This is a genomic window from Pseudomonas sp. MRSN 12121 (genome assembly GCF_000931465.1).
In the GTDB taxonomy this organism is placed as follows: domain Bacteria; phylum Pseudomonadota; class Gammaproteobacteria; order Pseudomonadales; family Pseudomonadaceae; genus Aquipseudomonas.
Genome location: NZ_CP010892.1, coordinates 5187511 through 5199303 on the forward strand (window position 1 = coordinate 5187511; position 11793 = coordinate 5199303).

Genomic DNA, 11793 nt, shown 5'->3' on the forward strand with positions numbered 1-11793 from the left:
TATCCTTGGCCTCCCTGTACACCGGCCTGGGGCTATCCAAGAAGAATCCTTCGAAATATCAGAAATACAGCAGTCAACTTTACTCAAGCCACGTCGATAACCTTCCCATAACGCAGCAGCCACGAGCACGCCATGCACACCTGCATCCAAAACCTCATTGACCAGGGCGCCCATATTTTCGGCGAGATCCTGGACGCCGACCGCACCCAGGCGCTCTACCGCGAGATGATCGCCGCACGGGCCTTCGGCGCGGGCCTGTTCATGGATGAGGCGGAATACCTCGCTCAGGAAAATCATCTCAACGCCAACCCGAACAAGACGTTCAACTTCCTCAACGCTTTCGAGCCGCAACTGCAGTTCATCGAGCAGGACCCACGGCTTACCGCCGTGCTCGGCGAAGTGCTCGGCACCGACTATGAAGTGGTGATCAAGAAAGCGGTCTGCGGCGTACCGGACTCATGGCTGCCGGACTGGGTGCGGGAACGGATCCGCGACGTGAATGTGGCGAATCTCGGGCCGTATATCAAAAAACCCTTTCGCGACATCACTTACTTCCGCGGAATCGACTTTCACCAGGACATCATCGACTGGCCCCAGGGACGCGTGGAACTCGACCCTTCGACTTTCCTGACCCTTTATGTGTACCTGCACCAGGTCACCGAAAATGATTCGCCCCTGCACCTGATACCCGGCACTCATCGCTTTGGCGCCACCCTGTTCCCACATCGACTGGAGCACCAGGAACACGACCTGTGGACCTACGCCGATGACCAAGGGCAGCAGATGGCCTGCCAGGACCACCGGCTGACAGGCGGGCCCGGTTATGTCGGGCTCTGGCACAACTGCACCTTGCACGGCACCCGCCCGGTGGCCAATGAATCGGAACAGTTCCGTCTGTCACTGCGCTATCTGCTGGGCAAGTCCCGAAGCAATACCAGCAAGACGGCAATCGACACCATCAACGATACAATCCAGGGTGAGCTGCAACCGGTCAGAACCCGCCGCGACCTGGACGCCAAGGGCGTCGCTCAGATCAAGGGCAACATCATCAATAACAACCGATAGCGTTAGCGCCTTACCCGGTGCTCCAGATGACGATCTATCGCGATTGCAGCAAGACGAGGTCAATGTGTCGACAGGGTTTGGACAGAAGGCGCGGGTGCTGATCTTTGGCACCGGCGCCGGCGGGGTCAACTTCTACAAGTACAACCATCGCCGCTACCAGGTGATCGGCTTTGTCGATAACAACCAGCAGAAACAAGGCCAGCACCTGTTCGGCAAGTTGATCCACGCCCCTCAACAACTGGGCACGCTGATGTTCGACAAGATCATCATTGCCAGTGACTACTACCGTGAAATCTACTCGCAGCTCACGCAGACGCTGGCCATCGACGAACAAAAGGTCGAGGTATTCCATAGCGCGCAGATCCGCGCGCAACTGCCATGGCGCCAGCGTCTGAATAAACGCCTGGAGCAGTTGGGCCAGGAGCTTCTGTGCAGAAAGCCGGGCGTGCTCAGCGACCTGCTGTACCGCCTGTTCTTTCAACGCCAGGATGTCCGCCGCCTGGCCCTGCGCTGGTTGGACGAAAGCGACGAGCACAAGGTCCATGTATTTCGCCCGCGCCAACAAGGTAGCAGCCAGCCCCCGCGATTCGTCCATCACGCAAAACCGGCGATCACCCTCGAGTTCCCCGAGATCGCCCTGTATCACTTCCGTCAGGGGCAGGTTTGCTCGGTATCGCGCTCGGTCATCCTGCCCGGCGAACAATTGATCCTGGAGCGAGTACCCACTGCAACCTCTGCAAATGCCGACTACAGCGCCGCGCACCTGCTTTATCACGGACAGCGTCTGGCGCTGGTCCGGACGGGGCACCCTATCGAACTGAAGAAAGGCCTGCTGATCAGCGGCTGCAATGAACTCAACTATTACCACTGGACGGTGGAGGTCTTGTCGCAACTGCAATTCGTCGCCGAATTGCCTGCACAATATGCCGACTATCCGCTGCTGATCTCCAAGAGCAGCCAGGACATTCCTTCGATCAAGGCCCTGATCGAGGCCATTGGCGTTGATCGCCCGCTGATACTGCTGGAAAACATCACCAGCTACCAAGTGGCCGATCTTTTGATGATCAGCGCGCCCAACAATATGATCCCGAATTTCAAAGGCGTGGCCCAGAACAGCGCCAGCAGTGGCTTCACCCGTTCGGACTCGATCAATTTCCTGCGCGAAAAAGCCTTGGGCCTGGCCGGGGATATTCCTGTCAGCGCGCTGCCTAAAAGAGTGTTCCTGGCCCGCAAGGGGTTTCTAAGGCACTACAACCAGAGTGAAATCCTCGAGTTGCTCAAGCCCTATGGTTTTACCTGTGTCTACATGGAAGAACAGGACATCAACCATCAGATAGCGATCATGGCCAACGCCGAGGTGATAATCGGCCCCACAGGAGCCGCCTGGACCAATCTGATCTTCGCATCGAAAAATGCCCGCGCCCTGTGCTGGATGGCCGAGGAATACGGGGAACTATCGTGCTTTTCCAATCTGGCAGCGATCGTCGGCGTCGAAATGGACTACATCGCTTACCAGGTAGGTTCGACAGACTCGCGGGAACTGTATTACCGAAACTACCGTGTCGACGCCAAGAGCGTTGAAAACTGGCTGCAACAGCATCTGTCGAAAAGCGTCGAAGGGGAGACACGATGAAGATTCACATTCTGCCGCTACAGACTCATGGCGATGACCGCGGCTCGCTGATCGCCTTGGAAGAGGGAAAAAACATCCCCTTCGCGGTCAAGCGGGTGTACTACATGTTCAACACTGGCGAAGGGGTCCGTCGCGGCTACCATGCCCATAAAACCCTGAAACAGGTGGCGATCGCGGTACGCGGCTCCTGCCGTTTCCTGCTGGACGACGGCCGGGAAAAAATCGATATCACGCTGGACAACCCTTGCCAGGGCTTGCTGATCGAATCGTTCATCTGGCGGGAAATGTATGATTTCTCTCCTGACTGCGTACTGATGGTTCTGGCCGATCAACTCTATGAAGAAGGTGACTATGTCCGTGACTACGCCCAGTTTCTGGACATGATCGAACAATGAACCAGATGATGAATATCCCGTTTCTGGATTTGAAAGGTATCAATCACCAGTATGCCGAGCAGCTTAAAGCGGCGTGCAATCGAGTGATCGATTCAGGCTGGTACCTGATGGGACGCGAGCTCGAGCAGTTCGAAGCGACCTTTGCCGACTACTGTGGCAGCCAGCACGCCATCGGCGTCGCCAATGGCCTGGATGCCCTGACGCTGGTCCTGCGCGCCTGGAAAGAACAAGGCCGGCTGCGGGCCGGCGATGAAGTGATCGTTCAGAGCAACACCTTTATCGCGACCATCTCGGCGATTCTGGAAAACGATCTGGCGCCGATCCTGGTGGATGTCGATCCCACTACCCATAACCTGGAGATCGACGCCGTTGAACGAGCCATTACCGACAAGACCCGGGTCATCCTGCCGGTGCATCTTTACGGGCAACTGTCGCCGATGCCTCAGATCATGGCCCTGGCCAAACAACATGGACTGTTGGTGCTCGAGGACGCGGCGCAGGCTCATGGGGCCGAACTGGCCGGGCGCAAGGCCGGTAACTGGGGGGATGCCGCGGCGTTCAGTTTCTACCCCGGCAAGAACCTCGGCGCCCTGGGCGATGGTGGCGCCGTTACCACCAATGACGCAGAGTTGGCGGCTCTGGTCCGGGCCCTGGGCAACTACGGTTCACGCATCAAGTATCAGCATGACCATCAGGGGGTGAACAGCCGCCTCGATGAAATCCAGGCCGCGATGCTGAGCGTCAAGCTGGCCCACCTGGACAGCGATACCGCCCGGCGGCGCGATGTCGCCCGCTACTACAGCGAACACATCCGTCATCCACACATCATCCTGCCTTGCGTCGAAACGGCGAGCGCCCATGTCTGGCACCTGTATGTCATTACCTGCCCATGGCGCGACGAGCTGAAAGCCTACCTGGCCGAGCGTGGCATCCAATGCCTGATCCACTACCCGATGGCGATTACCGAACAACAGGCCTACCGCGACCTGGCCAGAACGTCCCGGGCAACCAGGACACCGCTCCATGGCTCGGTCTTGTCATTGCCGATCTACCCGACGCTCCCCCAGGAACAACAGCGCTATATAGTCGCGGCCATCAACCAGTTCACGGCTCCCCATTAACCCATCGATGCGAGGCGCCTAGCGGGCGTCTCGCAACAGAGCAAGCTGCTCCTCTGTCACATAGTCGGCAAGCGCACGCCCGCAATGGTCGACCGCCTCCAGCGTTGCTCCTTTTCGCAGCAACAATGGAAAGGTTTTACGGCAGCGTCCGGCCAGAAAAGCGTCCTTGGCATACATCAATGGCGTAGTCCCTTTATGGTTCGCCCTCCCCGGGTCCGCCCCCTGCTGCAACAGCCACTCCACCACCGCATAGGCGCCGGCATAACTGGCGACGATCAACGGCGTCCAGCCTTTCGAGTTGGCATCGTTGTAGCCAGCGATATTCGCCTGAAGTGCCATGACCGCGGCTAGATCGCCCTGTTCGCATGCGGCGAGCATCTGCGGCAAGCGATCGAAGTTCAGCCTGACGTCATAGTCGATGGTAGAGAGCTCGACATAGTCAGGGGTGGCATCGATCAGGGTTCCGGCCTTGAAAGATGAACGTCCAGGCAAAATGGTCGCCGAAACGACCGACTCGCCCTGCCATTGCAGGAACTGATATTCACGAAAAGCGAATGCCCTGATTTTGTTGCGCAGCGACCAGGCCGTCGACAGCGGGTCGATCTTCAACGCCCCATAGTCGATGGCATCCCGCGAGAAATAGCTGGCCCCTGCAGCACTCTGTGGCTCGGCAGGGACAGTCCCATCGACCAGCCTGGCGAACCACTGTTCCAGCAAACGGCTGGCGTGCTGATTGAACGCGAAGTAAAGATCGCGGCAGGTCCACCATGGTTCGATCGGAAACACCTGCTGCGCGACGATATCCCCCGTATCGATTCCCCGGTCGATGATATGCAGAGTGACACCCGCCTCGTCCCTGGACTCCAGCAACGGCCAGACCGAAGTAAACATTCCCTTGTATTCGGGCAACTTCGAGAAATGAATATTGAACACCCGAGTGATGGAAAAGCGCTCGGGGACGACAATCCGGTCGAACTCCAGGGAAAGGAATGCGACAGAAGCGACTTCGTACGCCGCCTCCAGGCTGATTTCTCGCACGCCGTACCTTTGCGCCGCCGCGCGCAATGAACGTTGCCAGCCATCGATACCTGGGTCGGTACGGTTGCACACCACGGCCACTTCATCGGGGGAGAACTGGCGCAGAGCCCATTCCAGGCCGAATACAGAAATGTCGTTTTTTCCAGCAATGACAATCATGGGTGACTCCCCCGACATCGAGAACTACGTCAACCAAACGTAGCCGTTACTGCGAAATAGGGACGGGAGCCACGCTTGGCCTGAAAGCCCGGAAGAAATAGATGGTGTCCCAGGGCAGGTTCGAACTGCCAACCTTCCCCTTAGGAGGGGGATGCTCTATCCAATTGAGCTACTGGGACAAATTGACCGCCGCGGGTGCTGCTGCGGCGCAAAGGACGGCGTGCATGTTAACGGCCAGCCCTGCTTTTGTCATGTCGTGAACAGGGCTTTTTAGCCGAGGCCCCGTTCTACACACTCAGCAGGTTGTCAGTATCATCGTGCAAATTGCATAACCTCAAAAAGCCATCATTGCAAAATGCAATTAACCGCGTCCCAAGACCATGATTAAATCGTTGTTTTTAAAGGATTTAATAGCAGGTAGACTCTTGGCATGCACGCTGCTTGATCTCTCTGAAAGAACGATGGAGATCAAAGCCCATGAACAGCGCCCTGCTTCTATCGAACGTCGTAGCCATTGCCGTGCTGGTGGTCTTCCATTTTCAGCCCGCTAGTCACGCTGATCAGAACCTCCACACCAAAAGCCGGTACCTGCAACAATCCGCGCAATTGGCGGTGATCCACAGCGCTTCGCAGATTCCTGCGGCCGTTCAGATGGCCAATGAGCCGAACACCGCTGCTGTACCTGCCGCGACAAGACCCGAAAGCTGGGTATTTTGAAGATGACTCATCAGGAGCCGTAAATGTCCCGAATCGCCAAAGGCTTTCTTATCGTGGCTGTACTCAGTGCAGTACTGGGCTGCCTCACCACTGAAAACAGCTCGGGCGATGCATTTCTGATTGCGAGTGGTGTTTTTTCCGGTTTGTTCCTGCTGGCGCTTATAGCGGGACGCAAAATCAAGTTCGATCCGGTCCTGCGCTGATTCCCTGAGCGACCAACAGCGTCAAAAAACGCTTCAGCGTCATGGATAACTCACCCGAATTATCCAGAGAAAACACTGGCCCTCCTTCCGTCGCTCCGGTGTCCATAGAAAAGGCAGCGCTTCTCTTGAGCCTCGCTTCAATTTGCACGGCACTTTCCCGCCCGCGCCCCATCAAACGCTGCCGCAACACTTCAGGATTTACCGTCAACAGAATGGCTAGAAGCTGCGGGTAACGCTGACGCGCCTGCTCCAGGTAGGCTCGGGAACCATTGACCAGGACATTGCGCCCAGCGGCCAACCATTCATCGATTTCTGCGGGAATACCGTACGCCAGGTCATTGGCGCGCCAGCTCAAAGCAAAGGCGCCCTGCTGTTCCAGGCGGTCGAACTCATCGGCACTGACGCCCTGGGCATCCTCCCCGACAGACTCCGCAGACCGCGTGATTACCCGTCGCACCACTTCGCAATTCAACTGTTCCAATGCCCCACGCGCAGCATCGATCAGGCTGTCCTTGCCCGATCCGGAAGGCCCTATCAAATAAATCAGTCTGCCTGGCATTCAGAGGCTCCATAATGCTCGCAGCTAGTAAATCGGCAATTTGCCACTATTCTGAACAGGGTAGGGAACGCGATCAGAATCCGCAGCCCGCCGAGCTGGCGACGCTCAGCCATGCGCCAGCGGACACCGAATGCGGACAGGCGGGCGGACCGGCAATCTTTTCAAACCAGTCCGCATTTCTGATAATTGGTGCTGGCATAACGCCTTTACCCAGTTCAATATTTGTCACAGAATTGACGCCAAGGATCTGGCAATTTTGAGGCATGATGCGGGCCTCTTAACAATTCAGGTTGAACATTTGGCAACGACGCTTGTCCTAACTGACATCCCGCGGCCAATTCCGAGAACCGCTCCCCTGAACTAACCGGTTAAATATATGCGCCCATTGAAACAGGCAATTTATTCCAGCCGTACGGCTGACAAGTTCGTCGTACGTCTACCCGACGGGATGCGTGAACGCATTGCCGAGGTGGCTCGCAATCATCACCGCAGCATGAACTCCGAAATCATCGCGCGCCTGGAACAGAGTCTTATTCAGGAAGGCGCCTTGGGTGAAGAGCTGAGCATGCGCCTGGACAGCCCGGAGCTGTCTTTGCATGAACGCGAACTGCTTCAACGTTTCCGTCAACTCTCCCACCGCCAGCAAAACGCCCTTGTTTCGCTGATCGCCCATGACGCCGAAATGGCCGCAGACGCTTCCTGACTCTCCATGGAAAGCTAGAGCCAGCCTTGGGCTGGCTTTTTTTTTACCCGAAATCTACTCAGACGCTACAAAAGCTCCTGAGCAGGCATGACCAAACATCGGGAAACGATACAGCCCCATCAAGGGGCTGCAGGCGGGTTACAACAGGAAGATGGTGGCCAGGCCAAGGAAGATGAAGAAGCCGCCACTGTCGGTCATGGCCGTGATCATGACACTGGCTCCCATCGCCGGATCGCGCCCCAGGCGTGCCAGGGTCATCGGAATCAGAACCCCCATCAACGCCGCCAGCAATAGATTGAGCGTCATCGCCGCCGTCATCACCACGCCCAGCGACCAGCTACCGTAGAGCATGTAAGCCACGACACCGATCACACCGCCCCAGACCAGGCCATTGATCAAGGCGACTGCCAGCTCTTTGCGCATCAGGCGCGAGGTGTTGCCGGTGCTGACCTGATCCAGGGCCATGGCACGGACAATCATCGTGATGGTCTGGTTACCCGAATTGCCACCTATACCCGCCACGATCGGCATCAAGGCTGCCAGCGCCACCAGCTTTTCGATCGACCCCTCGAACAGACCAATCACGCGCGACGCGACAAATGCAGTGATCAGGTTGATTGCCAGCCAGGCCCAACGGTTGCGCAGGGAACGCCAGACCGAGGCGAAGATGTCTTCTTCTTCACGCAGACCGGCCATGTTGAGGACTTCGGTTTCGCTTTCCTCACGGATCAGGTCAACCATTTCGTCGATGGTCAGACGGCCGATCAATTTGCCGTTCTTGTCGACCACCGGCGCCGAAATCAAGTCATAACGCTCGAACGCCTGTGCGGCATCGTAGGCATCTTCGTCCGGGTGAAAGCTCACCGGATCGCTGGCCATGACTTCCGAAACCTGCTTCTCCGGATCATTCACCAGCAATCGCTTGATCGGCAGCACGCCCTTGAGCACACCGTCATAATCAACGACGAACAGCTTGTCGGTATGCCCTGGCAACTCTTTGAGTCGGCGCAGATAACGCAGAACCACCTCGAGACTGACATCCTCACGGATGGTCACCATCTCGAAGTCCATCAGCGCACCGACCTGCTCCTCGTCATAAGACAAGGCGGAGCGAACGCGCTCACGCTGCTGGCTGTCCAACGCCTCCATCAGCTCATGGACAACGTCTCGCGGCAGCTCGGGGGCCAGGTCAGCAAGTTCGTCGGCGTCCATCTCCTTGGCGGCAGCCAGGAGCTCATGATCGTCCATGTCGGCGATCAGGGTTTCACGTACGGAATCGGAAACTTCGAGCAAGATGTCGCCATCGCGCTCGGCCTTGACCAACTGCCAGACAGTCAGACGCTCATCGAGCGGCAAGGCTTCAAGAATGTAGGCAACGTCAGCGGAGTGCAGGTCATCGAGCTTGCGTTGCAGCTCGACGAGATTTTGCCGATGAACCAGGTTCTCGACCCGATCCTGATGGTGACCTTCCTGACGATGGGTCAGGTCTTCGACCACCCGCTGCCGCTGCAGCAGCTCAACGACTTGAGCAAGGCGGTCCTGCAGGCTGTCTTGCGATTTCTTTACTTCTACTTCGGTCATAGGCGAACTCCACTCCCAGCAGAGGAGCACGCCGGAAGGATCAATCAGTCAATTCATGATTGTAAAAACGAGATACTGAGTAACTACTGGGTAAGTCCATGGAGGTATTCCACAAGCCCCGGCGGGGCTGACGGGCGCAATCATACACCGCTTGGCGGCTTTAAACGTTAAAAAATCATGGCAAGAACAAGCGCTTGCGGCATAAAGCTGAACAACCGCTGAATCTATAAAGCTGCGACGTCCTCTCGAAAAAAGAAAACACACCACCAGCGAAAAAAGTGCGTCCAGGGCGCAGCCCAACTATCCAGCCGGAATTGTCGGAAGCTTCGAAAGCCCCTATCAAGAAGAGAAGCACACGCCGATGCCGGCGCCGGAATGCGTGGCCGTTGCGCTCAAAGAGGAAGAACAGCTCGGGAGAGAAAAACCTGAACAGCAGAAAGCAAAAAGCCCGCAATGAATGCGGGCTTCTTGGTGTATGGTGCACTCGACAGGATTCGAACCTGTGACCGCTCGGTTCGTAGCCGAGTACTCTATCCAGCTGAGCTACGAGTGCATTTTGTGTTTTTAGACCAGACCACAACTGGTTGAAACCGAGTTATTTGCATTACTACAACTAACTCTTAAATGGTGCACTCGACAGGATTCGAACCTGTGACCGCTCGGTTCGTAGCCGAGTACTCTATCCAGCTGAGCTACGAGTGCATTTGTTGCCGCGCATTATAGGCCGTTAAATCTTTTTGTAAAGCACTTTTTCTAGTAATTTCAACAACTTACAGAAGAAGCCAGATTACAACGTACTAAGCAAATAATGGCGGAGAACGGGGGATTCGAACCCCCGACACCCTTGTGAGGTGTACTCCCTTAGCAGGGGAGCGCCTTCGGCCACTCGGCCAGCTCTCCGCAACACGGGGCGTATATTAACCAGCTTTCTCCCCGTTTGCAAACAAAAAAAACGATAAAAATTAATGGCTTGGTTCTTCGTCCTTCTCTTTCTTTATCCGCAGGTAAATTTCTTCCCGGTGCACCGCTACCTCTTTAGGAGCGTTGACACCAATACGCACTTGATTTCCTTTGACGCCGAGCACGGTCACGGTGATTTCGCCATCACCAATAATCAGGCTTTCTGCGCACCGACGAGTCAGAATCAGCATACCTTTCTCCTCACGCATTTCATTTCAGGGACAACAGTCTGCAAAAAAAAGGGTATCGACCTACAACCAGGACGGCCGTAGCCCTACACGCCTAAGTATTGACTAGCGCGAGCAAAAGAACAGTTTTCTGTCACGCCGATCAAAAAAACGAAGGGCGCGGTAAACCGCGCCCTTCGGGCAACGCATCACTCGCCCTGTCGGGCCGGAGCGTCCAGTTCGAAAGCCGTATGCAGAGCGCGCACGGCCAGTTCCAGGTACTTCTCTTCGATTACCACGGAAACCTTGATTTCAGAGGTCGAGATCATCTGGATGTTGATGCTTTCTTTAGCCAGGGCTTCGAACATGCGGCTGGCAACGCCCGCGTGGGAACGCATACCGACGCCAACGATCGAAACCTTGGCGATCTTGGTGTCGCCCTCCACTTCCCGTGCGCCGATTTCGCGGGCCGTATTTTCCAGCACTTGCTGGGCAGCCAGGTAATCGTTGCGATGCACGGTGAAGGTGAAGTCGGTGGTGTTATCGTGCGAAACGTTCTGCACGATCATATCGACTTCGATGTTCGCGGCGCTGATCGGGCCGAGAATCTTGAAAGCCACGCCGGGGGTGTCTGGCACGCCACGGATGGTCAGCTTGGCTTCATCGCGGTTAAAAGCGATGCCGGAAATGATCGGCTGTTCCATGGATTCCTCTTCATCGATAGTAATGAGGGTCCCCGGACCCTCCTTGAAGCTGTGCAGGACGCGCAGCGGAACGTTGTACTTGCCGGCGAATTCAACCGCGCGGATCTGCAGCACCTTGGAACCCAGGCTGGCCATTTCCAGCATTTCTTCGAAGGTGATCTTGTCCAGGCGCTGGGCCACGGGCACCACACGCGGGTCGGTGGTATAGACGCCATCCACATCGGTGTAGATCTGGCATTCGTCAGCCTTCAGGGCTGCGGCCAGCGCCACGCCGGTAGTGTCGGAGCCACCGCGACCGAGGGTCGTGATGTTGCCGTGCTCGTCGACACCCTGGAACCCCGCGACCACGACCACACGCCCGGCCTTCAAGTCACCGCGGATTTTCTGGTCGTCGATCTGCAATATGCGCGCTTTATTGTGCGCGCTATCGGTCAGAATCCGGACCTGGTTACCGGTATACGACACCGCCGGCACCCCGCGCTTGATCAGCGCCATGGCCAGCAGTGCAATCGTCACCTGCTCACCGGTGGAAACGATCACGTCCAGCTCGCGAGGAACCGGCTGACCGTCACCGCTGATTTGCTTGGCAAGGTCGATCAGACGGTTGGTTTCGCCGCTCATGGCCGACAGTACAACCACCAGGTCGTCACCGGCTTCGCGGAATTTTTTCACTTTGTCGGCGACCTGCTCGATTCTTTCGACAGAACCGACCGAGGTGCCTCCAAATTTCTGTACGATCAAAGCCATTTCTAAGCCGCCTCAGCCCGTAAAGGGGCGCCCATTAATCA

At 56.6% G+C, this 11793-nt stretch carries 12 protein-coding genes and 4 tRNA genes; 7 read left to right on the top strand and 9 right to left on the bottom strand.

The window, feature by feature from the left end; translation table 11 throughout:
* Positions 1 to 132: 132 nt before the first annotated feature.
* The 4 genes from TO66_RS23465 (at position 133) to TO66_RS23480 (ending at position 4214) form a co-directional block, all read left to right on the top strand.
* Positions 133 to 1065 carry a phytanoyl-CoA dioxygenase family protein gene (locus tag TO66_RS23465; protein WP_044464510.1) on the top strand — a complete coding sequence of 311 codons (933 nt, stop codon included), beginning with the start codon at positions 133 to 135 and terminating at the stop codon, positions 1063 to 1065.
* Positions 1066 to 1129: 64 nt separating this feature from the next.
* Positions 1130 to 2698, top strand: coding sequence for a glycosyltransferase family 61 protein (locus TO66_RS23470; RefSeq protein WP_044466143.1), 1569 nt, complete (start codon positions 1130 to 1132; stop codon positions 2696 to 2698).
* Entirely contained in the window at positions 2695 to 3093 is a 399-nt protein-coding gene (locus TO66_RS23475) for an FdtA/QdtA family cupin domain-containing protein (protein WP_044464511.1), read from the top strand. The genes TO66_RS23470 and TO66_RS23475 overlap by 4 nt, the downstream gene beginning before the upstream one ends.
* Positions 3090 to 4214 (top strand): DegT/DnrJ/EryC1/StrS aminotransferase family protein, encoded by a 1125-nt coding sequence (locus TO66_RS23480; protein WP_044464512.1) that lies wholly within the window; start codon positions 3090 to 3092, stop codon positions 4212 to 4214. Before TO66_RS23475 ends, TO66_RS23480 begins: the two co-directional genes overlap by 4 nt.
* Before the next feature lie 18 nt (positions 4215 to 4232).
* Here the strand turns inward: TO66_RS23480 and TO66_RS23485 are convergent, their stop codons facing one another.
* Entirely contained in the window at positions 4233 to 5411 is a 1179-nt protein-coding gene (locus TO66_RS23485; protein WP_044464513.1) for an ankyrin repeat domain-containing protein, read from the bottom strand.
* Positions 5412 to 5513: 102 nt separating this feature from the next.
* Positions 5514 to 5590 (bottom strand) — tRNA-Arg (locus TO66_RS23490).
* 298 nt (positions 5591 to 5888) lie between these two features.
* Between TO66_RS23490 and TO66_RS23495 the strand changes: the two genes are divergently transcribed.
* Positions 5889 to 6128, top strand: coding sequence for a hypothetical protein (locus TO66_RS23495; RefSeq protein ID WP_044464514.1), 240 nt, complete (start codon positions 5889 to 5891; stop codon positions 6126 to 6128).
* Positions 6129 to 6151: 23 nt separating this feature from the next.
* Positions 6152 to 6331 carry a PA3371 family protein gene (locus TO66_RS23500; protein ID WP_044464515.1) on the top strand — a complete coding sequence of 60 codons (180 nt, stop codon included), beginning with the start codon at positions 6152 to 6154 and terminating at the stop codon, positions 6329 to 6331.
* Here the strand turns inward: TO66_RS23500 and phnN are convergent.
* Positions 6306 to 6890: a phosphonate metabolism protein/1,5-bisphosphokinase (PRPP-forming) PhnN gene (gene phnN / locus TO66_RS23505; protein ID WP_044464516.1), complete on the bottom strand. Its 585-nt coding sequence runs from the start codon at positions 6888 to 6890 to the stop codon at positions 6306 to 6308. The genes TO66_RS23500 and phnN overlap by 26 nt on opposite strands.
* Before the next feature lie 376 nt (positions 6891 to 7266).
* On the opposite strand from phnN, the gene TO66_RS32890 reads away from it, so the two are divergent.
* The gene (locus TO66_RS32890) at positions 7267 to 7593 is read left to right on the top strand and encodes an Arc family DNA-binding protein (RefSeq protein ID WP_003178899.1); all 327 of its coding nucleotides are present in this window, start codon (positions 7267 to 7269) and stop codon (positions 7591 to 7593) included.
* Between the two features lie 138 nt (positions 7594 to 7731).
* On the opposite strand, the gene mgtE is transcribed toward TO66_RS32890, so the two are convergent.
* The 6 genes from mgtE to TO66_RS23540 all read right to left on the bottom strand — a co-directional run bounded on the left by mgtE (position 7732) and on the right by TO66_RS23540 (position 11752).
* Positions 7732 to 9174 (bottom strand): magnesium transporter, encoded by a 1443-nt coding sequence (gene mgtE / locus TO66_RS23515; protein ID WP_044464518.1) that lies wholly within the window; start codon positions 9172 to 9174, stop codon positions 7732 to 7734.
* A gap of 476 nt (positions 9175 to 9650) precedes the next feature.
* Positions 9651 to 9727 (bottom strand) — tRNA-Arg (locus tag TO66_RS23520).
* Between the two features lie 72 nt (positions 9728 to 9799).
* A tRNA-Arg gene (locus TO66_RS23525) sits at positions 9800 to 9876 on the bottom strand.
* Positions 9877 to 9983: 107 nt separating this feature from the next.
* Positions 9984 to 10074 (bottom strand) — tRNA-Ser (locus TO66_RS23530).
* A gap of 62 nt (positions 10075 to 10136) precedes the next feature.
* Positions 10137 to 10325 (bottom strand): carbon storage regulator CsrA, encoded by a 189-nt coding sequence (gene csrA / locus TO66_RS32895; protein WP_002554426.1) that lies wholly within the window; start codon positions 10323 to 10325, stop codon positions 10137 to 10139.
* Between the two features lie 185 nt (positions 10326 to 10510).
* The gene (locus tag TO66_RS23540; RefSeq protein WP_044464520.1) at positions 10511 to 11752 is read right to left on the bottom strand and encodes an aspartate kinase; all 1242 of its coding nucleotides are present in this window, start codon (positions 11750 to 11752) and stop codon (positions 10511 to 10513) included.
* Positions 11753 to 11793 lie beyond the last annotated feature (41 nt).